The organism is Paenarthrobacter sp. RAF54_2, assembly GCF_052113945.1.
Classification (GTDB): Bacteria; Actinomycetota; Actinomycetes; order Actinomycetales; family Micrococcaceae; genus Arthrobacter.
This window is the reverse complement of the sequence record NZ_JBFRDV010000006.1, coordinates 284,900-309,663: the sequence shown is the minus strand read 5'-3', so window position 1 is coordinate 309,663 and position 24,764 is coordinate 284,900. Positions and strand designations below refer to the sequence as shown.

The 24,764-nt window shown below is 61.1% G+C and carries 23 protein-coding genes and 1 tRNA gene; 4 read left to right on the top strand and 20 right to left on the bottom strand.

The annotated features are described in order from the left end of the window. The 20 genes from AB4Y87_RS07985 to argS form a co-directional block, all read right to left on the bottom strand. Positions 1–891, bottom strand: coding sequence for a F0F1 ATP synthase subunit gamma (locus AB4Y87_RS07985; RefSeq protein WP_442003851.1), 891 nt, complete (start codon positions 889–891; stop codon positions 1–3). Positions 892–967: 76 nt separating this feature from the next. Continuing rightward, a complete protein-coding gene (gene atpA / locus AB4Y87_RS07980) occupies positions 968–2,605 on the bottom strand; it encodes a F0F1 ATP synthase subunit alpha (protein ID WP_442003985.1) in 1,638 nt (545 codons plus the stop codon). An 85-nt stretch (positions 2,606–2,690) separates the two neighbouring features. Continuing rightward, positions 2,691–3,518: a F0F1 ATP synthase subunit delta gene (locus AB4Y87_RS07975; RefSeq protein ID WP_442003850.1), complete on the bottom strand. Its 828-nt coding sequence runs from the start codon at positions 3,516–3,518 to the stop codon at positions 2,691–2,693. Then, a complete protein-coding gene (locus AB4Y87_RS07970; RefSeq protein ID WP_216923955.1) occupies positions 3,518–4,075 on the bottom strand; it encodes a F0F1 ATP synthase subunit B in 558 nt (185 codons plus the stop codon). The genes AB4Y87_RS07975 and AB4Y87_RS07970 overlap by 1 nt, the downstream gene beginning before the upstream one ends. A gap of 50 nt (positions 4,076–4,125) precedes the next feature. After that, entirely contained in the window at positions 4,126–4,344 is a 219-nt protein-coding gene (gene atpE, locus AB4Y87_RS07965; RefSeq protein WP_003804776.1) for an ATP synthase F0 subunit C, read from the bottom strand. 79 nt (positions 4,345–4,423) lie between these two features. After that, positions 4,424–5,224, bottom strand: a complete 801-nt coding sequence (gene atpB, locus AB4Y87_RS07960; protein WP_442003849.1) for a F0F1 ATP synthase subunit A — start codon at positions 5,222–5,224, stop codon at positions 4,424–4,426. An 81-nt stretch (positions 5,225–5,305) separates the two neighbouring features. Further along, complete coding sequence (locus AB4Y87_RS07955; protein WP_442003848.1) at positions 5,306–5,641, bottom strand: hypothetical protein; 336 nt, start codon at positions 5,639–5,641, stop codon at positions 5,306–5,308. Further along, positions 5,628–6,119, bottom strand: a complete 492-nt coding sequence (locus tag AB4Y87_RS07950; RefSeq protein WP_442003847.1) for a hypothetical protein — start codon at positions 6,117–6,119, stop codon at positions 5,628–5,630. The genes AB4Y87_RS07955 and AB4Y87_RS07950 overlap by 14 nt, the downstream gene beginning before the upstream one ends. Before the next feature lie 113 nt (positions 6,120–6,232). After that, a complete protein-coding gene (locus tag AB4Y87_RS07945) occupies positions 6,233–7,351 on the bottom strand; it encodes an MraY family glycosyltransferase (protein WP_442003846.1) in 1,119 nt (372 codons plus the stop codon). A gap of 282 nt (positions 7,352–7,633) precedes the next feature. Beyond that, positions 7,634–8,590: a glycosyltransferase family 2 protein gene (locus AB4Y87_RS07940; protein ID WP_442003845.1), complete on the bottom strand. Its 957-nt coding sequence runs from the start codon at positions 8,588–8,590 to the stop codon at positions 7,634–7,636. After that, complete coding sequence (locus AB4Y87_RS07935; protein ID WP_442003844.1) at positions 8,591–9,376, bottom strand: WecB/TagA/CpsF family glycosyltransferase; 786 nt, start codon at positions 9,374–9,376, stop codon at positions 8,591–8,593. Continuing rightward, a complete protein-coding gene (locus tag AB4Y87_RS07930; RefSeq protein WP_442003843.1) occupies positions 9,373–10,119 on the bottom strand; it encodes an L-threonylcarbamoyladenylate synthase in 747 nt (248 codons plus the stop codon). The genes AB4Y87_RS07935 and AB4Y87_RS07930 overlap by 4 nt, the downstream gene beginning before the upstream one ends. Positions 10,120–10,131: 12 nt before the next feature. Continuing rightward, the gene (gene prmC / locus AB4Y87_RS07925; RefSeq protein ID WP_442003842.1) at positions 10,132–11,004 is read right to left on the bottom strand and encodes a peptide chain release factor N(5)-glutamine methyltransferase; all 873 of its coding nucleotides are present in this window, start codon (positions 11,002–11,004) and stop codon (positions 10,132–10,134) included. Between the two features lie 63 nt (positions 11,005–11,067). Continuing rightward, positions 11,068–12,141, bottom strand: coding sequence for a peptide chain release factor 1 (gene prfA / locus AB4Y87_RS07920; RefSeq protein ID WP_223933485.1), 1,074 nt, complete (start codon positions 12,139–12,141; stop codon positions 11,068–11,070). A 111-nt stretch (positions 12,142–12,252) separates the two neighbouring features. After that, complete coding sequence (rho, locus tag AB4Y87_RS07915; RefSeq protein WP_442003841.1) at positions 12,253–14,475, bottom strand: transcription termination factor Rho; 2,223 nt, start codon at positions 14,473–14,475, stop codon at positions 12,253–12,255. Between the two features lie 307 nt (positions 14,476–14,782). After that, complete coding sequence (thrB, locus tag AB4Y87_RS07910) at positions 14,783–15,757, bottom strand: homoserine kinase (RefSeq protein ID WP_442003840.1); 975 nt, start codon at positions 15,755–15,757, stop codon at positions 14,783–14,785. A 2-nt stretch (positions 15,758–15,759) separates the two neighbouring features. Beyond that, entirely contained in the window at positions 15,760–16,863 is a 1,104-nt protein-coding gene (gene thrC / locus AB4Y87_RS07905) for a threonine synthase (protein ID WP_442003839.1), read from the bottom strand. Further along, positions 16,864–18,180, bottom strand: a complete 1,317-nt coding sequence (locus AB4Y87_RS07900; RefSeq protein WP_442003838.1) for a homoserine dehydrogenase — start codon at positions 18,178–18,180, stop codon at positions 16,864–16,866. Beyond that, a complete protein-coding gene (lysA, locus tag AB4Y87_RS07895; RefSeq protein ID WP_442003837.1) occupies positions 18,173–19,657 on the bottom strand; it encodes a diaminopimelate decarboxylase in 1,485 nt (494 codons plus the stop codon). Before lysA ends, AB4Y87_RS07900 begins: the two co-directional genes overlap by 8 nt. A gap of 4 nt (positions 19,658–19,661) precedes the next feature. Continuing rightward, complete coding sequence (gene argS / locus AB4Y87_RS07890; RefSeq protein ID WP_442003836.1) at positions 19,662–21,311, bottom strand: arginine--tRNA ligase; 1,650 nt, start codon at positions 21,309–21,311, stop codon at positions 19,662–19,664. 255 nt (positions 21,312–21,566) lie between these two features. Between argS and AB4Y87_RS07885 the strand changes: the two genes are divergently transcribed. The 4 genes from AB4Y87_RS07885 to AB4Y87_RS07870 all read left to right on the top strand — a co-directional run bounded on the left by AB4Y87_RS07885 (position 21,567) and on the right by AB4Y87_RS07870 (position 24,617). Then, positions 21,567–22,043 carry an FMN-binding protein gene (locus AB4Y87_RS07885; protein WP_442003835.1) on the top strand — a complete coding sequence of 159 codons (477 nt, stop codon included), beginning with the start codon at positions 21,567–21,569 and terminating at the stop codon, positions 22,041–22,043. 5 nt (positions 22,044–22,048) lie between these two features. Continuing rightward, positions 22,049–22,924, top strand: a complete 876-nt coding sequence (locus AB4Y87_RS07880; protein WP_442003834.1) for an FAD:protein FMN transferase — start codon at positions 22,049–22,051, stop codon at positions 22,922–22,924. Beyond that, on the top strand, positions 22,921–24,423 hold the full coding sequence (locus tag AB4Y87_RS07875; RefSeq protein ID WP_442003833.1) for an FAD-dependent oxidoreductase: 1,503 nt from the start codon (positions 22,921–22,923) through the stop codon (positions 24,421–24,423). Before AB4Y87_RS07880 ends, AB4Y87_RS07875 begins: the two co-directional genes overlap by 4 nt. Positions 24,424–24,544: 121 nt before the next feature. After that, positions 24,545–24,617: transfer RNA gene (locus AB4Y87_RS07870), tRNA-Arg, on the top strand. Positions 24,618–24,764: the final 147 nt, after the last annotated feature.

The following is a 24,764-nucleotide window of genomic DNA, read 5'->3' as shown; positions in this document are numbered from 1 at the left end:
CTAGGACGCGAGGGCGTCGGCGCCAGCCACGATCTCGGAAAGCTCCTGCGTAATCTCGGCCTGACGGGCCGTGTTGCGAAGGCGCGTGTACTTCTTGATCAGGTCCGTAGCGTTGTCACCGGCCGACTTCATGGCGCGCTGGCGGGCTGCGAGCTCGGAAGCTGCCGCCTGCAGCATGGCTGCGAAGATGCGGGACTCGATGTAACGCGGAAGCAGGGCGTCGAGGACCTGCTCCGTTTCCGGTTCAAACTCGTACAACGGCAGCAGCTCTGACTCCGAGGCTGCTTCCTCTTCGACGACCTCCAAGGGAAGCAAACGGATTACCGTCGGCTCCTGGGTCACCATGGACTTGAAGCGGGTGTAGACGACGTGGATTTCGTCCACGCCACCCTCTTCGAAGTCACTGGCGAAGTCTTCGAGAAGTGCAGCTCCGACTTCCTGTGCGGTTTCGAATTCCGGTGCGTCCGTGCCGCCAGTCCATACACGGGCGTAGTCACGGTTACGGAAATCGAAGTACGCTTGCGCCTTGCGGCCCACCAGGTACGCCTTGACTTCCTTGCCTTCTGCATGAAGAAGCTCGGTGAGACCTTCAGCCTGCTTGAGCACACTCGCAGAGTAGGATCCTGCAAGGCCACGGTCCGAGGTAATGATCAGGACTGCGGCACGGCGGATCTGCTCCGGCTCGGTGGTCAGCGGGTGGTCGATTTCGGTCTGGCTTGCGACAGCAGAAACGGCGCGGGTAATCGCGTTCGCGTAAGGCAGTGAAGCTGCTACGCGGGCGCGGGCCTTACCGATGCGCGAGGTAGCGATCAGTTCCATCGCCTTGAAGATCTTGCGCATCGACGTCGTCGAGCTGATCTTCTGACGGTAGACCCGAATCTGGGCTCCCATACTTATCCTTTCCTAAGTTCCCGACGTACTGCCCTGCCGGGGCCCTTGCGGACCCCGGCAGAACAGGTCATCGAAACTAGCGCTTCTGCTTGACGATCTTTTCCTGGTCGACGTCGCCACCGGAGATCGGTGCGTGCTCTTCGTGTCCGGCGCCAACCAGGTGGTTGTCGCCCTCGCCGAAGAAGCCCTTCTTGAAGGAGACGATGGCTTCCTTCAGTGCGGCAGCGGTGTCGTCATCCAGGACGTTGGTCTGAGCCAGCGTGGTCAGGATGGAGGACTTGTGCTTCAGGTGTTCCAGGAACTCGGACTCGAAGCGGCTGATGTCTTCAACCGGGACGTCGTCCAGGTAACCGTTGGTACCAGCCCAGATGGAGACAACCTGGTCCTCAACCGGGAACGGTGAGTACTGGCCCTGCTTGAGCAGTTCCATCAGACGTGCACCACGGGTCAGCTGCTGGCGGGAAGCCGCATCCAAGTCCGAAGCGAACATGGCGAATGCCTGCATGTCACGGTACTGCGCCAGGTCCAGCTTCAAGGTACCGGAGACCTTCTTCATGGACTTGACCTGGGCAGCGCCACCGACGCGGGAGACCGACACACCAACGTCAACAGCAGGACGCTGGTTGGCGTTGAAGAGGTCAGACTGAAGGAAGATCTGGCCATCAGTAATGGAGATCACGTTGGTGGGGATGTAAGCAGAAACATCGTTGGCCTTGGTTTCGACGATCGGAAGACCGGTCATCGAGCCTGCGCCGAGCTCGTCAGAGAGCTTTGCACAACGCTCCAGCAGACGGGAGTGCAAGTAGAAGACGTCGCCCGGGTAGGCTTCGCGTCCCGGCGGACGACGCAGCAGCAGGGAAACCGCGCGGTAGGCTTCGGCCTGCTTGGAAAGGTCATCGAAGATCACCAGAACGTGCTTGCCACCGTACATCCAGTGCTGGCCGATAGCCGAGCCTGCATACGGTGCCAAGTACTTGAAGCCGGCGGGGTCCGAGGCCGGGGAGGCCACGATTGTGGTGTACTCCAGCGCGCCATGGTCCTCAAGGGTCTGGCGCACTGCGGCAATGGTGGAAGCCTTCTGGCCAACACCAACGTAAACGCAGCGGACCTGCTTGGTGACATCGCCCGAAGCCCAGTTGGCCTTCTGGTTGATGATGGTGTCCACGGCGATTGCGGTCTTGCCGGTCTGGCGGTCACCAATGATCAGCTGACGCTGGCCACGGCCGATCGGAATCATGGCGTCGATAGCCTTGAGGCCGGTCTGCATCGGTTCGTGAACCGACTTGCGCTCGGTGACGCCCGGAGCCTGGAGTTCCAGTGCGCGGGTGGTCTCGGCCTTGATCTCGCCGAGGTCGTCGATCGGCTGGCCCAGCGGGTCGACAACGCGACCGAGGAAGGCATCGCCAACCGGAACGGACAGGATCTCACCAGTGCGGTGAACTTCCTGGCCCTCTTCGATGCCAGTGAAGTCACCGAGGATAATGACACCGATCTCGCGGACGTCAAGGTTCTGGGCGAGGCCCAGCGTGCCATCTTCGAAGCGAAGCAGCTCGTTCGCCATGACCGAGGGAAGACCCTCAACACGGGCGATGCCGTCACTTGCGGTGGTCACACGACCAACCTCTACGCGCTCTGCGTTTCCGGGTTCGTAGGACGCCGCGAACTCGTTCAACGCATTACGGACGTCGTCGGCGTTGATGGTCAATTCGGCCATCTGCAGTCCCTGCTCTCCTGTTTTCGTGATCATCGTTGCTCACGATGACCGGGTTTTATATCAGTTAAGTTGTGCTTTGTCTTCGCTAGCCAGCGAGCTGACGGCGGAGGTCGGTCAGGCGGCCGATAACAGAAGCGTCAAGCACTTCATCGCCCACCTGAACCCGGATTCCACCAATGAGGCGGCGGTCAACATTGAGGTTGACCTTCAGCTCGCGGCCGTACAGGGCGTTAAGCCCGGCCTGCAGACGGCTGGCCTGCGTTTCCGTCAACGGACGGGTAACGCTGACAGTAGCAATCCAGCGCTGCTGACGCTTGGCTGCAAGCTTGGCGAAGGACTCGACGAGCTTGCTCGGCTTGACACCGCGCGGCTGTGTTACGGCTTGGCTGATGAGAACCTTTGCTTCCTCGCTGGCGCCAGGAACAAGCTTCTCGGYCAGTGCCACCTTGGCCGCTGCGGATGCCTGCGGCTCAGACAGAGCACGTTGTACTTCGTGGCTGGAAGCGACGGCCTGGTTGAAAGCAAACAGATCGTTTTCCAGCTCTTCCAGCCCCGTAATACCAGAGGCAGAAACGGCCGACTTGTTTTCAGCTACGGCAATGACAACCGTGGCGGCAAGAGTCTCGAGTGCATCGCCGATATCGCGTGCAGATGCCCAGCGTAAGCTAGCCAGTCCGCCTGCGATTTCAGCAGCATCAGCGGAGACTTTTCCGCTAACCAGCTGCTTGACCAGCGCCGACTTCTCGTCTCCACTACGGGACGGGTCAGTCAAGGCGCGGCGCAAGCCAGCCGAGCTGTCCACCGTTCCCAGGATTCCGAAGAGGTCCTTTGCCAACTGCAGCGAGGCAAAAGGAAGCTTTGCTTCCAACTGCGCCAGCGCCGTGGTCAGCGATTCGCTCGATATACCTGCCATTACTTAGCTGCACCTGCGTTCTGGGTCTCCAGATCTGCCAGGAAGCGGTCCACAACGCGTGCGGCACGCTCATCGTCAGTGAGTGCTTCACCAACGATGCGGCCAGCCAACGTGGTAGCCAAAGTGCCAACCTCTGAGCGAAGCGAGACAACAGCTGCCTGACGCTCGGACTCAATGGCGGCGTGTGCCTGCTCGGTGATGCGGGCAGACTCGGCAGCAGCCTTCGCCTTCAGGTCCGCGAGGATCTGGGCGCCTTCAGCGCGTGCTTCTTCGCGGATCCGGTTGGCTTCGGCGCGGGCATCGGTGAGCTGCTGCTTGTACTCTTCAAGAGCTGCAGAAGCTTCGGCCTGTGCCTTTTCTGCCTTTGCGATGCCACCTTCAATCGCTTCGGCGCGCTCTGCGAAGGTCTTCTCGAACATCGGGACAATGAACTTGACCACGATGTACAGGAGGACAGCAAAGCCGACGAGGACGACACCCATTTCCCAAACATTGGGAACGAGAGGGTTAGTGGCCTCTTCGCCTTCAGTGGCGGCTGAGATGATCAGCTGATTCATATTTCACCCGTCCTATCTACTCGTGTGTGGAATTCGCCTGGTTCTTCGGTTTACTTGAGAACGAAAGCGAAGACCAGGCCGAGGATGGCGAGGGCTTCGGTCAGAGCAAGACCAAGGAACGCGATCGGCTGCAGCACGCGCTGAGCTTCCGGCTGACGTGCAACACCGTTGATGTAGGCGGCGAACACGAGACCCACACCGATACCACCGCCGATGGCCGAGAGACCGTAGCCGATGAGGTTGAGGGAGCCGTTGATGGAGCCTTCCATTTTTTCTTCCTTTCAAGATGCCGCCCGTGCGGCAGGTTGTTTGGGTTGCTTCATCCCCGCGAGGGGAAGATTTGGGAGCCTAGTGGCTGTCGGCGTGCAGTGCGCCTTCGATGTAGATCGCGGTCAGCAGAGTAAACACGTATGCCTGCAGGGCCATGATCAGTGCTTCCAGCATGTACATTGCGATGGCGCCGGCCAGGACCAGGACCGAGGCTCCCTTGAGCAGGACGTTCTCCTGCATGACAAGGAACTCGATGCCGGATCCGGCGAGCATGACGATCAAGTGGCCGGCCAGCATGGTCGCGAACAGACGGAGGCTGTGCGTGACGGGGCGGACCATGAAGTTCGAGATGATTTCGATCGGGACCACGATCGGCAGGATGTACCACGGCACGCCCGAAGGAACCGTTGCCAGCTTGAAGTACTTCAGGCCGTTCTTCTTGATGCCGATTGCGATCCATGTGACGTATACAACTGCAGCGAGCACATAGGCGCCGCCAACGTGCGAGAAGCTCGGGAGCTGGATCACGGGGATAGCGCCGTAGATGTTGTTCACCAGAATGAAGAAGAACAAGCTGAACAACAGCGGGACGTACTTGATGAAGTCCTTGCCGCCGATGATGTCCTTGGCGATGCTGTTACGGACGAAGCCATAGGCCATTTCGCCTGCGAACTGCAGCTTGCCGGGAACCAGCTGCTGCTTACGTGCAGCGAGGATGAAGAATGTAGCGATAATGACGACCGAAAGGATCACCAGCAGCATCTGCTTGGAGAAGCCATCGTGCGCACCCCAAGGCAGGATTGCCGGCAGGTGCATTTCGTCGATTCCGGGTGGGGTGAATGACCCCGAATCCTGGGCGGGGAGCGCAAGCGCGATCAACGCGTTTCCTCTCTGCTGTGTCCATCATTGGGCATTGGTTGGAAGCCGGACGCGCTCGACGCATCCATATTCCGTGTGAAATTATTTGGCATTACTGTCCCCGTCCGTGGACGGACCGCTGTCTGCGTTGCTCTCGCCAGAAGAAGAGCTTTGCCTGGTGAGGCCGTGCATATGGGAAAGATAGAACCCTCCTGCGGCTCCCAGCAGAGCGCCAAGGAGCACAATCCAGCGGGTCCCCCACAGATTATCCAGACCCCAGCCTATCAAACTCCAGACAATGATCCCGCCAACGATGTAGCTGAAGACGGCGATGCCGGCGTTGTATCCACCATCGCTTCCGGCGTCGGCAGAATCGTCGGCCGCACTTTGCGATCGGGTGTGGCCGGTCAGCTGGGAGTTGCGCTTACGCAGAGACATCCGTGCCGCCCTTCTCATCCGCAGGATCGTTGTAGATCTGCAGGCGGGCTTTGCTGAAACCGTAGATCTCTGCAGCCTGCCAAAGGACGACGGCAACAACTGCGCCGATGATGAACCATCGGCCGTGCAACCAGGACGGAGTACCAATAACAAAGAGGACCACGGCGAATCCAACGACTTTTACGAAGTACGTCGCCACGAACAGGCCGACAGCGCCGGAAGGATTATTGCGGCCAACAAAATGACCGATCAGAAGGCTGATCGCAAAGAAGAGCATGACCAGCGCAGCCCCGAATGCTGCGGAAAGCGCGCCTTGGCCACCGTTAATGAACGCTGCGACGATACTCGTCACGACCAATCCGGCCAGAGCAGCAGCAGAGCTCAAGAGCAGCAGGCGGAGCCACAGATTGGACGTCTCCCCGGAAACTCCAACAACACGTTTACCGGACCGGCGTCCGGAATCGGCGTTGGATGTCATGGGGATACCAATCCTCGTGGCACGGGTGCCATATTCTCAAAGTGGGGTTACGGGCGAGTGACTGTCCGCAGAAAGAATTCTACATGAGATAGAACTGTGACCATAACCGGAAGTCATGCGCGCTCCCCTGGTCCTGCCGCATTCCGCGTGAAGTACGGCCATGCGGTAACAGCGGCCATGACAAGGGCAGCTACAACCACCACGATCAACACAATCTGCCAAGGGAACACTGCGAAAGCAACACCGCCGAACGCCAGGATGCACGTCCAGACATAAAGCATGACGACGGCGGTGCGGTGCGAGTAGCCGAGGTCCACCAACTTGTGGTGGAGATGCCCACGGTCTGCAGACCACGGAGACTGTCCCCGGGCGGTCCTGCGAACCACAGCCATCCCGAAATCCAGCAGCGGAAGGGAGAGGACGGCGAACGGCAGGAGGATCGGGATGATCGTGGGAATGCCGTTGGCGCGGTCGTAGAGCCCGGATCCGATTTGCCCCGTGGCCACTACGCCGGCTGAAGCCATGAGGAGACCGATGAGCATGGCACCGGAGTCCCCCATGAAGATCTTGGCTGGAAACCAGTTATGCGGCAGAAAGCCGATGCAGCCACCCACCAGGATCGCCATCAGGAGTGTCGCAAGGTCTGAATTGTCAGTGGACGGGTTGTTCCGGTGCACCCAGTACGCCGTGAGGAAGAAGGCGCCGCCGCCGATGGTGGCCACACCTGCGGCCAGTCCATCCAGGCCATCAATGAAGTTGACTGCGTTCATAGTGGTAACAATCAGCCCGGCTGTCAGGACAATCTGGACGAGCTCGGATTGAATCAGGATCGGTTCAGGGATGAACGGAACCACCGACATCCTCACACCCCAAATGGCGACGATGAAAGCCGCTGCTGCCTGTCCCAGGAGCTTGATCCACCAGCGGATGTCGAGGATATCGTCCGCGACCCCCACCGCGACGATCACTACTGCTCCGGCCAATATGCCCCACGGAGCATCGTTATGCCTGAAAATGTCCTTGACGAAGAAAGAGTTGCTTGCCACCACGAGCGCAACAAAAAAGCCTGCAAAGATGCCAAGGCCGCCCAGTTTTGAGATGAGTGCGGAGTGCATGTCCCTGCTGCGGATGGGACGGTAAAGCCGTAATTTGTTCCCGAGTACGCGGGCTCCCCACGTACCGGTGTAAGACACCACTGCAGCCGTGAGCGCCATCAGCAGGTACATGATCATGACGCGGCTCCGGAAAACAGCCCAATGCCGGAATCAGGTACACGGACCAACGTATGCAGCCGGTGCGCCGCTGGAAAGCCGTGTAGTTCTGGGCAGGTCAAGGTGTGGATTTCTGTCTGTCGATAAATGGAACTACTCCGTCGCCATGCCTGCACCGGCTGTGCCAAATGATGCTGGGATTTCTGTGGACTCTAGTCACGATACTAATGCCAACGGCGGTGACCAACGGCGTGACGCAGCCGCAAAGCCACAGCTGATGTGCTGTGGCCAAGCGGCAGGCTTCTACTTGGCGGGCTCCTGGACGTTGCGCAGGGCGTAGATCCCCTTGAGCACTTCGGCGTTGGACCGGGGCGCCTTCAAACTGTGGCGCAGGCCCTTGAACAAGCCGTCAAGCAGTACTTTGCGGTTTGAGGACCCAGCAATGGTCTTTGCCCAATTGCGGAGCGAAGCCCCGGTAAAGAGGACCTTTTCCCAAGGGGCCAAAGCGTTGGATCTGGTGTAAACCCAGAGTTTGTTACGAACCTCGTAGTAGAAACGAGGGCCGGGGTCCGCCCCTGCATCTCCAAACACTTTCGTATGATGGTTGGCTACTGACGCACTGGTAGCCAAGGCAGTTCCCCGGCGCGAAACCCTTGCCGTGTATTCGAGGTCATCGTTCCAGATGAAGTAATCGGCAATGGGCAGTCCGTGACGCCGGATCTCGTCGGCGCGAATCAGGACAGAGACGAAGGATGCGCTGCGGATCTGAACGGCACCCAGGCGGGCAGCCATGCTGCGCGCCGCCTCACTGGCGCCGATGCGTGGACGCATGCGGTTCATTGGGTGCTCGCGCCCATCGGTCCACACTACGCGGCTGGCGATGAACGCGGGAGCTTCCCCTGCTAACTGTTCGTAGGCCTCGGATACATCCAGTGCCTCGCGAAGCGCGCCGGGCTGCGGCTCGGTGTCGTCGTCCATGATCCAAACGTGGTCTGCACCGTGGTCCAGGACTGCACGTTCCATACCCACAACAAATCCCCCTGCACCGCCCATGTTGGCGTTGAGCGTTACGACGTCCGTGGGAACAGGGCCGCGGTAGGTCCTGAGGAATTCCGGTGTGTCGTCCGTGGAGGCGTTGTCCACAACGACGACAGCGTCCGGCACCTCCGTCCCGGCGGTGATTCCGGCCAAGGTGGTCTCAAGGAGTTCACGCCGGTTAAAGGTCACCACAACGGCGACCACAACAGGTTTGGACGTCATTTACTTGCCTTTGGTCTGGGATGGCTGGAAGTGCCGCCGAATCAGCAGGCCCGCCAACTTCCACGGTTCAACAAAAACTCTGTAGGCAACACGGCCCGGATGGAGAACCAGGCGCCACGCCCATTCGAGCCCAAGGCGCCCGAGCCAACGCGGCGCGAGCTTCTGGACGCCGGCCACCTGTTCAATGGCACCGCCAACGGCACAATATACGGCGGGCGGAAACTGAATGAGTCGTCGCTGCAGGACCGTCTCCTGGAGCGGCATGCCAAGGCCCAGCAGCACCAGTTGGGGACGGAATCGATCCAACCACTCGACGACCGCCATTTCCAACTCGTCGTCCCATCCTTCGCCGGGCATGCCATCTACGGTTGCGTCCGGAATAATCGTGCGCAGCCGGGCCACAGCCTGCGTATTTGCAGCCCGTCCGGCGCCGATCACGGCCACCCTTTCCAGACCCTTTACTCCCCCGAGTGCCGGGATCCAGTCCATGGACCCGAGGCGATATGCCATGGGGCCCTGTCCCAACGGTTTTAGTTGCCGTTTGTGGGCCAATCCCCAAAGCATGGCTACCGGGGCACCGTCCAGGAGGATGACCGAGCTTTGATCGTAAAGTGAACGGAAATCTGCACGGGAATGAAACAGCGTAATGCTGTGAAGATTGTGGCCGAGCACAGTACGGGTGGTTCCGGTGGCGATGAGTCCGTGCAGGGCATCGATCAATTCGTTGACGCGCAGCGGAGTCGCGTCGACGTCAAGGACGGGGACGCGCTGGCGGTCCGGAATCATTCGGGTTTGGCTTCACGTGGAGCGTCGGGTGCCGATGCTGAAACAGCGGCTGCGGGATCCTCGACGGCGGGTGCTTCCGTTACTTCGTCAACGCCGAGGACGGAAGGAACAACTTCACGCAAGCGTTCCAGGGAGATAGCGCCTTGGCGAACCACCCTGAAGGGTTCTGAGGTTGCATCCACGATGGTGGAAGGCAGGGCAGCAGTACCTTTCACGGGCCGGAAGCCACCTTCAAGGTAAACCTCCACGGAATCTGCCAGCTGGAGCCGGGCCTCTGAAGCGGTTTGCGCTGCTTCCTGCCCTGTCCGGTTGGCCGATGAAACAGCCAGCGGCCCAGTAAGGCCCAGGAGCTCCAGCGCGAGTTCGTCGTCAGGCATCCGCAGGGCAACAGTGCCCTTGGTATCACCCAGATCCCAATCCAAAGACGGCTGGGCGTGGAGGATGAGCGTCAGGCCACCAGGCCAGAATGCCTGTGCCAAGGCCCTGGCGTTGGCGGATACATCGCTCGCGAGTCCGTCCAGGGCATTGATGCGGGGAATCAGCACCGGTGGGGGCATTTGCCGGCTACGTCCCTTGGAGGCCAACAACATTGTCACGGCCAAGGGGGAAAAGGCGTCAGCGGCAATGCCGTACACGGTGTCCGTCGGCAGCACGATGCACTTCTTTTCGCTGATGGCACGCTGCGCGTGTTGAAGTCCTTCAGCCCGCTGGTCATCGGAAGTGCAATTGTAGGTTGTGGTCACAGCGCTATTCTTTCACTCATCAGGAGCCTTGTTTGCCAGCACTGCGCTCGTGGCACGTTCCTTGCCGTTGAGGTCAAAGTGCGTGGTGATGTCCTGCCAACGTCCCGCTCGACGCAACATGCCGCTGATCCAATCGGCCTGGACTTCTGCGTGTTCCATCACGAAGTAGCCGCCAGGTTTCAGGAGGCGGCCTGCAGAGGCCGCTGCCGCCGTCGGGAGTTCCATGCCATCCGCTCCCCCACCGTACAGTGCTTCGGGCGGATCATGCAGGGCAACTTCGGGCTCGTTCGGAATGGCTTCGGCAGGGATATAGGGAGGATTGGACACCACAACGTCAAAGGAGCCGTTGTGTTCAGGCAGGGCATCCCTGAGATCGCCCTGGATCAGCGAGACACCCAGCGGTTCAAGGTTCCTGCTTGCCCACGCATGGGCAAAAGTGCTGAATTCCACAGCATGGACGTCGGCTCCTGGAACCTCGTGGGCGATTGAACCGGCAATGGCGCCCGAACCGGTCCCGAGGTCCACAATCTTTGGGTGGGACATGCCAGCCACGTGGTCGATGACAAGCTGGACAACGGATTCCGTTTCGGGCCGGGGAATGAACACACCCGGCCCCACCTGCAACTCAAGGTGGCGGAAATACGCGACGCCGGTGATGTGCTGAAGCGGTACGCGTCCGGCACGCTCGGCCACCAGTTCGGCGTAGCCTTCAGGGGCGGGCGAATCCCCCAGCAGCATGGCCCGCAACCGGCCCAGCCCCACTCCCAACAGGTGCTCCGCAAGAAGTTCGGCATCGACGCGCGGGGTGGGGACTCCGGCGTCGGACAAAACCGCAGTGGCCTCGCGAACGGCGTCCGCGAGGCTCTGGCCGGGGAAAATCGTCATATCTATGCCCTGACAGCTGGAAATCGGTTGATAGCTGGAAATCGGCAGGCTTGTGGTGCTCTGCTATTCGCCCAGGGCGTCCAGTCGCGACTGCTCGTCCGCTTCAATTGCCGACTGGATAACGGGTTCCAGGTCACCATTCATCACGGCGTCGAGGTTGTATGCCTTATACCCGGTGCGGTGGTCCGCAATGCGGTTTTCCGGGAAGTTGTAGGTGCGGATGCGCTCTGAGCGGTCCATCGTACGGATCTGCGACTTGCGCTGTTCGGAGTTGGCGGCGTCGATCTGTTCCTGCTGGTGGGCCAGAAGACGCGCACGGAGAACGCGCATGCCGGCTTCGCGGTTCTGCAGCTGCGACTTTTCGTTCTGCATGGCCACCACGATGCCCGTAGGCAAGTGGGTGATTCGAACTGCGGAGTCAGTGGTGTTCACGGACTGGCCACCAGGACCGGAGGAACGGTAGACGTCGATCTTGAGGTCGTTCTGGTTGATTTCAAGTTCTTCGGGTTCATCCACTTCGGGAAGCACCAGGACACCGGCCGCGGATGTGTGGATACGGCCCTGCGACTCTGTAACCGGAACACGCTGCACCCGGTGCACGCCGCCTTCGAACTTCAGTCGCGCAAAGACGCCCTCCGCGGGGTCGTTCGAGTTGCCCTTGATGGCCACGGCAACGTCCTTGTATCCACCAAGATCGGATTCGGTAGCGGAGATCATCTCAGTCTTCCAGCCCCGCGACTCGGCGTACCGCATGTACATACGCAGAAGGTCACCGGCGAACAACGCAGCTTCGTCGCCGCCTTCGCCACCCTTGACCTCAAGGATGACGTTGCGGGCATCGTCCGGATCACGAGGGATCAACAGACGGCGCAGCCGCTCCTGTGCCGCAGGAATCTGCTCCTCCAGCTGCACAACTTCTGCAGCGAATTCGGGATCCTCGTCTGCCATCTCTTTGGCAGCTTCCAAATCATCATTGAGCCCGCGCCATTTGTTGTACGCCTCCACAATGCCCTGGAGCTGCGCAGAACGCCGCCCCAATTTCCGGGCAGCTGACTGATCGGCATAAACAGCAGGATCACTCAACTGCGCCTGGATAGCAGCATGCTCATCAAGCAATCCCTGTACGGACTCAAACATTTTCAAACCTCTTCAAGTCCGTCAGGACAGAGCCGCCACGCGAAGGGGCGGGGGCGGGAAATCCGCGCGGCACCAACCGCACGAATACCCGACACCCCGCCCCGATTACAGCTATTTGTCGTTGTCCGACTTCGCTCCGAGCGTCGTCTTCTGAACCTGCATGAGGAACTCGACGTTGCTCTGCGTCTCCCGGATCTTGTTGGTCAGCAGCTCAAGGCTCTGCTGCTGCTCAAGGCCTGAAAGGACGCGGCGCAGCTTCCACATGATCTTGACTTCTTCAGGCGAGAGCAGGTTCTCTTCGCGGCGCGTACCGGACGCGTTGACGTCCACGGCCGGGAAGATGCGCTTGTCTGCCAGCTGGCGGGACAGGCGGAGCTCCATGTTGCCGGTGCCCTTGAACTCCTCGAAGATGACTTCGTCCATCTTGGAGCCGGTCTCTACGAGCGCCGTTGCCAGGATGGTCAGTGAGCCACCGTTTTCGATGTTCCGGGCGGCGCCGAAGAAGCGCTTCGGCGGGTACAACGCTGCGGAGTCCACACCACCGGACAGGATGCGGCCGGAGGCCGGTGCTGCCAGGTTGTAGGCGCGGCCCAGGCGGGTCATGGAGTCCAGGAGGACCACAACGTCCATGCCCATTTCAACGAGGCGCTTGGCGCGTTCGATGGAGAGCTCGGCAACCGTGGTGTGGTCGTCTGCGGGACGGTCGAAGGTGGAGGCAATGACCTCACCCTTGACGGTGCGCTGCATGTCCGTGACTTCTTCGGGACGTTCGTCAACCAACACCATCATGAGGTGGACCTCAGGATTGTTGGTGGTGATCGCGTTCGCAATGGACTGCAGGATGAGCGTCTTTCCGGCCTTGGGTGGGGAGACGATCAGACCACGCTGGCCCTTGCCGATCGGAGCCACGAGGTCGATGACACGCGGACCGATCTTCTTGGGGTCCGTTTCCAGGCGCAGGCGCTCGGACGGGTACAGCGGCACCAGTTTGGCGAACTCGACGCGGTCCTTGAGTTCTTCAGGAGTCTTGCCGTTGACCGAAGTCACACGAACAAGGGCGTTGAACTTCTGGCGCGAAGACTGCTGGTTGCGGTCTTCACCTTCGCGGGGTGCACGGATGGCGCCAACGACGGCGTCGCCCTTGCGGAGGTTGTACTTCTTGACCTGTGCCAGCGAAACGTAGACGTCGTTTGCACCGGGGAGGTACCCGGAGGTACGGATGAATGCGTAGTTCTCCAGGACGTCCAGGATGCCTGCTACGGGGAGCAGAACATCGTCTTCGGTAACCTCGATGTCGTCAACATCCGGCCCCTGTGCACGGCCACGGCGGCGCTCGTTGCGGTCGCGGAAGCGGTCGCTGCGGGTGTTGCCGTCCCTGCTGTCCTGAGCGCCACGACGGTCGCTGCGTTCGTTCTGATCGTTGCGATCACGGCGGTTGCGGCGATTGCGGCGGTTGCCGCCGTCTTCGAGGTCGTTGGTGTCCTCGCGGCGGCCGCGGGAGTCACGACGTTCGCGGGACTGATCGCCAGAGTCGGCCTGCTCGCGCTGTTCAGTGCGCTGTTCAGTGCGCTCGGCACGCTGTTCGCGCTGTTCAGTGCGCTCGGCACGCTGTTCGCGCTGCTCGGTACGCTGTTCAGTGCGCTCGGCGCGCTGTTCGGTCCGTTCGCCGCGCTGTTCACGCTGCTCGGTCCGCTCGGCGCGCTGTTCACGCTGCTCGGTCCGCTCGGCGCGCTGTTCGGTGCGCTCGGGACGCTGCTCAGCAGCCGGGGCTTCTGCAGTTTCGTCGGGAGTTGCAGCAGCCTCGCTGCGGCGACGGTTACGGGTGCGGGGCTGGCGACGCTCGGTGCCGGCTTCGCTGACTTCCGGCGCTGCCTCGGGCTCTGCAACCGGCGCGGCCGGCGCTTCAGCGGGTGCAGCGGCCTCTGTTACGGCCACAACACCATCGCTGGTGGCGCGGCGGCTACGGCCACGTCCCCGTCCACGAGGGGCTTCCTGGACCGGCGCCTCTGCGCTTGCGTCAGCAGCAGGCGCGCTCTTCTCCGCAACCTTAACGTCGGCGACCGGCGCTGCCTTGGGCGCGGTGGCTGCCTTCGTCGATGCCTTGGCCGGGGCCTTGGCGGTAGAAGTCCCGGCACGATGGGCGGAAATGGCTGTTACCAAGTCCCCCTTACGCATACGGGACCCACCGGAGATCCCCAGCTGGCTGGCAAGAGCCTGGAGCTGGGCGAGCTTAAGGCCGGCAAGGCCGCTGCTCTTGGTGGTTGCTGCTGTTGACGACTCAGCAGCAGAAGTTGTTGTGTCCACAGCTGAAGCCAGCTCAGTGGTTTCTGTCACGAAGGATCCTTCCCCCTCGACGGCGTCCAGAGCGAGAGCTGGACGCGATGATTTGTTCTGGGCTGCAGTTCAGATCTGCAGCCGGTGATTTCGGCCGTGCCTGATGGATTGTGGCCAACAGGGCCGGATACTGATCGTCTTCATTGAATCCAGTTGCCCGGACAGCCGACTGAATATTCAGGGAACAGAGAGAGTTCTGCGGCACCTGAGACAGGCCGGAAGGAGACGGCACCGCCAGACGTTGGCACAGTTGACGAAAGGAACAGCGAAACCGCCAAGATCCAAAATCAGGGAACTGCCCGCGGCTTTACCGCCGGTGCACTTCCACTCTAGCACCTTCAACGTCCACAGCCAGCGTCATCACGCGCCAACCGACGTTCGGTGTGTTGGCACTAGTAAATGCCTCGATGAATTCGGCAACGGTTGCCGCTTCGCCCGGCCCATTGGCCAGGACCATGACAGTAGGACCGGCACCGGAAACCACGGCAGCGTGACCGGCGGTCCGCAGCGCCGCAATAAGGTCCGCGCTGGGCCTCATGGCTTCGGCCCGGTAGCTCTGGTGAAGGTAGTCTTCGGTACCGGGCAGCAGGAATTCCGGCTGCGTTGTCAGCGCGTGGATAAGCAATGCTGCGCGTCCGGAGTTCATTGCAGCAGCATGGTGGCCCACAGACGCGGGCAAGAGTCCGCGGGCAGTTTCGGTGGAGAGTTCGTAATCCGGAACGGCCACCACGGGAACTACGGTCCGGGCTACTTCAGCACGAGTACTGCTGTACTGCTCGCTGTCCTGCCAAGAGAGCGCCAGTCCGCCGAAAATGGCGGGGGCGACGTTGTCCGGGTGGCCTTCCATTTCGCTGGTCAATTGCAGGATCCAGTCGAGATCCTGCTGCGCCTCTTGTGGAACCAAGGCATTGGCCGCCGTAACGGCTGCTACAACTGCGGACGCTGAGGAACCCAGCCCGCGTCCATGTGGATTAACGTTGTCAGCCGTGATCCTTAGACCGGAGTGGCGGAAACCCAAACGTTCCAAGGCGAGGTCGATCGCACGCACCACCAAGTGGCTGGAGTCACGCGGAAGAGTATCGGCGCCCTCACCGGAGAGCTCGAATTCGAGCTCTCCGGTGGTGAGCGTTTCCACCGTCAAGGTGTCATAAATGGACAGGGCCAAGCCGAGGCTGTCGTAGCCGGGACCCAGGTTGGCGCTCGTACCGGGGACCTTGACGGTCAGCCGCTGGCCTGCCGCGACGAGTTGACGATCGGTCGCGGTGGGCTGCGTTTGTTCCACTCTTATTTTTCTTCCAGTCCCAGTTCCGCGGCAACGGTAACGACGTCATTGGAAACCTTGACCGGCTGGACATCGCTGCCGTCCTCCGTGCGGAGGGCCCACTGCGGGTCCTTCAGTCCGTGGCCCGTAACGGTGATGACGATAGTCTTGCCGGACGGAACCTCACCAGCAGCATGCTTCTTGATCAGGCCTGCCACGCCGGCAGCAGAGCCGGGCTCGACAAAGACGCCTTCCTTGGAGGAGAGCCAACGGTGGGCGTCCAGGATTTCCTCATCCGTGACAGCTTCAATCAGGCCACCCGATTCGTCGCGGGCAGCGACGGCAGTGTCCCATGATGCCGGGTTGCCGATGCGGATGGCAGTGGCAATGGTGTCCGGTTCAGTGATCGGGTGCCCCGCAACGAACGGCGCTGCACCTGCAGCCTGGAAACCCCACATGATGGGTGTCTTGGTGGACACTGCCGGCAGTGTGCCGTTGGCGGTCTCGAAGGGGGCGGAGTACTCCTTGTATCCCTTCCAGTAGGCAGTGATGTTCCCGGCGTTGCCGACCGGCAGAACATGGATGTCCGGGGCATCGCCCAGGGAGTCCACAACTTCGAAGGCACCGGTCTTTTGGCCTTGGATACGGGCAGGGTTGACCGAGTTCACCAGGAAGACCGGGTAGGACTCGCCAAGTTTGCGGGCGATGTCAAGGCAGTTATCGAAGTTGCCGTCCACCTGCAGCAGCGTCGCGCCGTGCGCGATCGCCTGGCTGAGCTTGCCCATGGAGATCTTGCCCTCGGGGACCAGCACGGCACACTTGAGGCCGGCGGCTGTCGCGTAAGCGGCGGCCGAGGCGGAGGTGTTTCCGGTGGAAGCACATACAACGGCTTTGGCGCCGGCTTCGACTGCTGCCGTCATCGCCATGGTCATGCCGCGGTCCTTGAAAGAACCCGTGGGGTTCATGCCCTCGACCTTCAGGTACACCTGGGAGCCGGTCAGCTCGGAAAGCTTCTGAGCGTGGACGAGCGGGGTGCCGCCTTCGCCGAGGGTGATGACCTTGGTGGCTTCCGTTACAGGCAAACGATCAGCGTATTCGCGGATTACTCCGCGCCATTGGTGAGCCACTTAGACCCCTTCTACCCGCAGTACGGATGTCACAGAATTGATGACGTCCAGGCCCTTGACGGCCTCGACGGTTGCTGCGAGTGCAGCTTCGGATGCACGGTGCGTCACGATTTTCAGCTCAGCCGACTCAACATTCGAGGCAGAGTCGCGGTGGATCGTTTGACGCATGATCTCGATGGATACGCCGTTCTCCGCAAAAATGTGGGCGATGCGAGCCAGCACACCTGCTTGGTCTGCTACATCCAGACCGATGTAATAGCTGGTGTTGGAGGCATCAATGGGCAGTGCCGGAACATGCCCGGTAGTTGTTTCCGTGCGGCCGGGACCGCCCAGCACCAGGCGTCGGGCAGCGGAGACGAGGTCACCCAACACAGCTGAGGCAGTGGGAGTCCCCCCTGCACCCTGGCCGTAGAACATCAGTTCACCGGCGTTTTCGGCTTCAATGAAGACGGCGTTGAACGCGCCACGGACAGCGGCAAGCGGGTGTTCGCGTGGCAGGAGGGTGGGGTGCACGCGTACCGAGATTCCGCTGCCGTTCCCTGAAGCTTCGATCTTCTCGGCGATGGCCAGAAGCTTGATGACGAAGCCGGCTTCCTTGGCCGAAGCGATGTCCGCAGCACTGACCTTGGTGATCCCCTCGCAATAGACGTCGTCCAGGGAGAACCTTGTGTGGAAGGACAACGATGCCAGGATCGCGGCCTTGGCAGCCGCATCATGGCCCTCGATATCGGCGGTGGGGTCAGCTTCGGCGTATCCGAGGCGCTGCGCTTCGGCAAGGGCGTCCGCAAACTGTGCACCAGTAGTGTCCATCTGGTCAAGGATGAAGTTGGTGGTCCCGTTCACGATCCCGAGAACCCTCGTAATGCGATCGCCGGAGAGGCTGTCACGGATCGGGCGCAGGATGGGAATGGCACCGGCAACTGCGGCTTCGTAGGACAGTTGGACGCCGGCCTTGTCAGCCTCTTCGTAGAGAGTGGGGCCGTCCTGCGCGAGCAGTGCCTTGTTGCCGGTGACAACGCACGCGCCATTCTGGATGGCGGTGACGATGAGCGTACGTGCGGGTTCGATGCCGCCCATGAGCTCGATGACGAGGTCTGCGTCCTTGACGAGGGTCTCGGCGTCCGTGGTAAAGAGCTCACGAGGCAGTTCGACGTCGCGCGGCGAGTCGATGTTGCGCACGGCAATACCGGACAGCTCGAGGCGGGCACCACTTCGGGCGGCCAGTGCCTCGGCGTCGTCAATAAGAATGCGCGCGACCTGGGCCCCTACATTGCCACAGCCCAGCAGGGCCACCTTCAGGGTTCGCACTTCAGACATTCGCCACTCCCATGTCGCGGTTCAAGAGATCTTCTTCGGTTTCCCCGCGGACAATGAGCCTGGCGGCTCCGTCGCGCACAGCGACAACGCCAGGCCGGGCCAGGTAGTTGTAGTTGCTTGAGAGGGCCCAGCAATAGGCGCCGGTACCCGGTACTGCGAGCAAATCACCGGCTGCCACATCCGCGGGCAGATATACATCTCTAACAACTATGTCGCCGCTCTCGCAATGTTTGCCCACTACGCGGGACAGTTGCGGAGCTGCATCCGAGTCACGGGACGCCAAAATCGCCGAATAATCCGCGTCGTAAAGCACCGGACGGGCGTTGTCGCTCATTCCGCCATCCACCGACACATACCGGCGCGGATACGTAACGTTCTCTGGACCTGTTTCGGTGCCCGGAACGTCCACGCGGACAGTTTTAAGCGTGCCTACCTCATACAAAGTGAACGTAGTGCTCCCGACGATCGCGCGTCCAGGTTCGATGGAAACGCGGGGCGGTTCGATGCCGAGTTCTGCGCACTTTGAACGCACGACGGCGGCCATCGCCTGCGCAATTTCCGCCGGAGGGCGGGGGGTGTCCACTGGCGTATAGGCGATTCCATAGCCGCCCCCGAGGTCCAATTCCGGCAGGATGACGGAGTATTTGGCCTGCATCGCTGCCTGAAAGCCGAGGAGCTTTTCTGCGGCCAGGGCGAATCCGTCGGCTTCGAAGATCTGGGAGCCGATGTGGCAGTGCAATCCCAGGAGCTCCACGCTCGGGTACGACGTCGCGGCTGCCACTGCTTCTTCAGCGGCGGACAGGCCAGCTTCCTCTGTGGAGTCCTCAGCCATGGACAGGCCAAATTTTTGGTCCTCGTGCGCTGTGGCGATGAATTCGTGGGTGTGGGCGTGCACCCCTGGCGTGAGGCGCAGCATGACCTTGGCGGTCTCGCCGCGGCTGGAGGCAATCTTGGCGACCCGTTCCAATTCATCGAGGCTGTCCACCACGATTCGGCCCACCCTCATATCCAGTGCCCGGTTGATCTCGGCGTCGGACTTGTTGTTACCGTGCAGCCCCAGGTTGGGCCCGGGGATTCCTGCGCGGGCGGCAACTGCCAGTTCACCTCCGGAACATGTGTCCAGGCGAAGGCCTTCCTCTGCCACCCACTGTGCCACCGACGTGCAGAGAAAAGACTTGCCTGCATAGTAGACATCCACTCCCCCACAGATGTCCGCGAAAGCGTCGTCGAAGGCGTCTTTGAAAGCACGGGCACGCGCGCGGAAGTCAGATTCGCTCATCACAAAGAGAGGAGTGCCGAATTGCGCCTTGAGATCGCTGACTGAAATCCCGTCAATGGTGACCTCACCGGCTTCGTTCTTCTCCACACCGGCTGCCCACATCGGTGCTTGAAGGGCGTTAAGGTCTTCCGGGACGGCCAGCCATTCGGGAGCAAGCGGAGAGGCCTGGGGTGAATTTGGTGCGGCGTTTGTGGTCATGGCCTTACATCCGTTCCGGCGCGGAAACGCCCAGCAGTCCGAGTCCGTTGGCAAGCACCTGGCTCGTTGCGTCGTTGAGCCAGAGACGGGTCCGGTTCACGTCAAGCACTGGTTCCTCGCCCAGCGGGGAGACCCGGCAGGCGTCGTACCAGCGGTGGTAGGCACCGGCGATGACTTCAAGATGGCGGGCAACGCGGTGCGGTTCGCGGAGCTCGGCTGCTTTGGCCACGATGGAAGGGTAGCTGCCCAAATAGGAAAGAAGCTCGTTCTCCGTGGCGTGATCCAGCAGCGATGCGTCGAACACAGATCGGTCGACCCCCGCCTCGGCGGCGTTGCGCGCCGTTCCCCTGGAGCGGGCATGGGCGTATTGCACGTAGAACACGGGGTTCTCGTTGCTGTTCTTCTTGAGCAGTTCCGGGTCCAGTGTCAGCGGCGAGTCGGCAGGGAACCGGGCAAGGGAGTAGCGCACTGCGTCCTTGCCCAACCAGGAAATGAGGTCCTTGAGTTCAATGATGTTGCCCGCACGCTTGGACAACTTGGCGCCGTTGACGGACACCAGCTGTCCGATGAGAACCTCAATGTTTACCTCGGGATCGTCGCCCGCGCACGCTGCAATAGCCTTGAGGCGATTGATGTAGCCGTGGTGGTCGGCGCCAAGAAGGTAAATCTTCTCGGTGAAACCGCGGTCCTTCTTGGAGAGGTAGTACGCGGCATCGGCGGCGAAATAAGTGGGTTCCCCATTCGCGCGGATCATGACGCGGTCTTTGTCATCACCGAAGTCAGTGGTGCGCAGCCAAACGGCGCCGCCGTCGTCGAACACATGGCCCTGTTCGCGGAGGCGGGCAACGGCAGATTCGATGGCACCGGCGTCGTGCAGTTCTTTCTCCGAGAAGAAGACGTCGAACTCAACGCCGAAATCTGCCAGCGTTGCCTTGATATCCGCCATCTGTGCCTCGTAGGCAGCAGCACGGATGACCGGCAGGGAAGCCTCGTCTGTGAGTTCACGGATATCAGGGTGCGCCTTGAGTACTTCATCACCGAGCTCGCGTATGTACTCGCCCGGGTAGCCGCCCTCGGGGACGCCACGGCCGTGGAGCCGGGAAAGGACTGAGTTGGCGAAGACGTTCATCTGCGAACCGGCGTCGTTGATGTAGTACTCGGCGGTGACGTCCGCGCCCGAAGCCCGCAGCACGCGGGCGATCGCGTCGCCCAGGGCGGCCCACCGGGTATGGCCGATGTGAAGAGGACCCGTGGGATTGGCGGAAACGAATTCCATGTTCACAACATGTCCTGCGAGCGCCTGGTTGGTTCCGTAAGTGGAACCCGCCTCAACGATTGCCTTGGCAAGCGCGCCTGCCGTAGCAGCATCAACGGTGATGTTCAGGAAGCCCGGACCTGCGATTTCCACTGCGGTCACGCCGGCGATTTCCTGTAGGCGGTGGCTGAGGATTCCCGCGAAGACGCGCGGATTCGTGCCGGCCTGCTTGGCCAATTGCAGGGCAATATTGGTGGCCCAGTCTCCGTGGTCCCTGTTCTTGGGGCGCTCCACCCGGACGTCGTCGGGGACAGCGGATTCCGCCAAGGCAATTTCGCCGGCAGAGACGGCATCCTTAAGGCAGGTGGATATGGCAGCAGAGAGTTCTTCGGGAGTCACCCATCCAGCCTACCGGGGGCCCGCGAACTCGAGGAATTAAGGCTCGTTTATGTGGATATCTTGGACACTGCGCCTATCCATGACTGGACATAGCACCTATACATTAACGGCGGGGGGCACTCACAGACTGAACCATTAGGCTGATTTCAACGTTGTGAAGACGTAAGAGGTGGCCTTAACGGTCGTCCAGAGACCGCAACCATCCGTTGACCGCATGTTGATGATTACATCTTGTCCAGTTGAAACGAGCAGAACATGACTACGTCACTCCGCAAGAGCCTCTACGTCGGGTTCGCCAGCGTCTCCATCATCGGGACCGCAGCTGCCTGTGCCCCCACAACGGAAGCCCCGTCAACCCAGACACCCGCTACCCAGAATGGTGGCCAGGCCTCCACTGGCAGCCCTTCTTCCTCCTCTTCGGCTGGAAAGGGTGGTTCCACCTACAAGGACGGCACGTACAGCGCCGACGGAACATACACATCGCCGAACGGCCAGGAGACGGTTGGCGTTCAGCTCACGCTGGCCGCGGACAAGGTGGAGGCAGTGAATATCACCGTCCACCCCTCCAACCCCAATACCAAGAAGTTCCAAGGCGAGTTTGCCAGCGGTATCGCGGCGCAGATCGTTGGCAAAGACATCGACGAACTCAACGTTTCCAAGGTGGCCGGTTCCTCCTTGACCTCCGGCGGCTTCAACGAGGCCGTGGAGCAGATCAAGTCCCAGGCAAAGTAGCAGTCATGCCGCATCCGGGCTGGAGCCGCTTTAGCTTCGAAGGGATCGGTACGCACTGGGAGATCTCGACGTCGTCGACGCTTGCGCCGGATGTGCAGCGCCAACTGCTTGGAACGGTGGCGGATTACGACCACACGTATTCGCGGTTCAGGCCTGATTCCCTGGTGTCCGCTCTGCAGCGCGGCCCCGGCAGCATTTCCCTGCCCGGGCACTCTGTGGCCCTCCATGACGTCTACGAGGCCCTGTACCGGCTCAGTGGAGGCTCCATGACACCCCTGATCGGCAGCAGTTTGAACCGTCTTGGTTACGATGCCGGCTACTCCCTGGTTCCTTCAGGAGCCCCTGAGGGCGCAGCCAAGTGGGAAGACGACGTCCTTGAATGGTCGGGAACCACGGTGTCGGGCAAGGTCCCGCTCGTATTGGACATCGGCGCCGCAGGAAAAGGACAGCTCGTGGACCTGCTCGCTGAAGTCCTCCGCTCGACCGGCTATGTTGACTTCCTGGTGGATGGCAGCGGCGACATGCTGCATGCCGGCAGCATGCCCGTCACTGTGGCCTTGGAGCATCCTTATAACCCTAGGAAGGCAATCGGCACTGTGGAATTGGACAATTCCGCCCTCTGCGCTTCCGCCTCCAACCGGCGGGCCTGGGGCGACGGGCTGCACCATGTACTGGACGGAATCACGGGGCAACCAATCCAAACCACAGTAGCCACGTGGACCATGGCCGCGAGCGCGATGGTGGCAGATGCCCTGGCTACGGCACTCTTCATGGTGGAGCCGGCTGCCCTGGAGGCTGAGTTCGATTTTTCCTGGCTCCGGGTGTTTTCGAATGGGACTGCCACATTTTCGGCTGGCTTTGAGGGGAGACTGTTCACATGAATGCCATGAAGTCGCGATTGGACACCTGGTTGGGCCGCTTCACCATGTACCGCTTGATTTTGTGGGTTCTCGGGGTACTTGTGGCCTACAGCCTGCTTCTGAACGTCTTGGGGTGGCTGACGTTCGGCCTGCCACAGATGCTGGTTCACGTATGCCTGTGCCTGGGACTTACCTATGGATCGAACCGCCTGCTGGCCTTGCTTTTCCGAACCACGCCACATTCGGAGTCTTCACTCATCACTGGCCTGCTCCTGTATTTCCTGTTCTGGCCCACATTCGTCCCCACTGACATGCTCGGTGTTGCTTTGGCTTGTGTCCTGGCCAGCGCTTCGAAGTATGCTTTGGCTTTCCGTGGGCGCCACATTTTCAACCCTGCGGCCGCAGGGGCTTTCATCACGGGCTTGACCGGACTGAACATAGCTACGTGGTGGGCTGCAACGCCTGCCATGTTGTGGCTCCTCGTTCCCGGCGTCCTGGCTGTCCTGTACCGCACACGCAAAATGCTGATGGCAACAGTTTTCCTGCTGGTGGCGACCAGCATCGTCTGTGTCGAATTGTTGGGCCGCGGCATGACCTTCGGCCAGGCCCTGTGGCAGCCGTTGGCTCAGCGCCCCCTGCTCTTCTTTGTCGGCTTCATGCTTACCGAGCCGCTCACGCTCCCCCCACGCCGTTGGCAGCAATTGGCGCTTGCCGGCGTCGTAGGTGTTGTCTTTGCGGTTCCGTACAACTTTGGCTTCGTGGCCAATTCCCCTGAACTCGCGCTCCTGGTGGGGAACCTCATCGCTTTCTTCCTGGGCCAGCGGGGCCGCGTGGAACTGACGTTCAAGGGATCCCGGGCCCTAACGCCGGGGACCAGGGAGTTCCGCTTCGAGCCAAGGCGCCCAGTCCGCTACGCGGCGGGTCAATTCATGGAGCTGAACCTTCCGCATTCGGGGTCAGATGGCAAAGGCCGCCGCCGTGTCTTCAGCATCACCAGCGCCCCGGGTGCTCCAGAAGTAACTTTCGGCGTCGGAACTGCCGAGCCCTTGTCCACTGCCAAGAAGACGTTGTTGGCGCTAAAGCCTGGTGACATGATCTCCGCCACAGCGGTTGGCGGAGACTTCGTGCTCCCGCGCGGCGCCGCCAAGCCGGTCTTGCTGATTGCCGCAGGTATTGGCATCACTCCCTTTCTTTCCCACCTTGCGTCCGACGCCGCACCCCGCGACACCATGGTCCTTTACCTTGCCCAGGGGCGAGATGAACTAGCCGCGTGTGAGCAATTGGAGGCATCGGGGGCAAAAGTGATCGCCCGGCTTGCGGACGGCTCTACTCCCCCCGATTTCATGCACGACGCCGGTACTTCCCGGATCGATGCACAGCGCCTGAAGGAGCTGGTACCGGACATCGAGGCCCGCGAGGTTTACGTCTCCGGTTCCCCGGCGAGCGTGGATTCCCTGCGTGCCGCGGCGCGCGGCGCAGGTGCGCGGCGGGTGCATGTTGACTCGTTTGCGGGGTACTGAGCTGCAGGTACCGGTGGACCCTAAGGTGCAGGGCGCTAAAGATCATGGCCGGGTTTTCTTTTGGGGCGCGGTGGCTGCTAAGCTCTAGGACGTCCCACCGGCAACGGAGGGAACCCCGGATGCCCTCGTAGCTCAGGGGATAGAGCGTCTGCCTCCGGAGCAGAAGGCCGTAGGTTCGAATCCTATCGAGGGCACACACGATACCCCGCCAGTCCAACTGGCGGGGTATTTTTTGTGTTCCAACGCCCACTCCAGCCACCGCTACCCGGGTCGCCACTATCAATTCAGGGCTTGCCGGGCGAACACCCCAAAATTGTCACCCCCCACTCCTAGGCTGATCA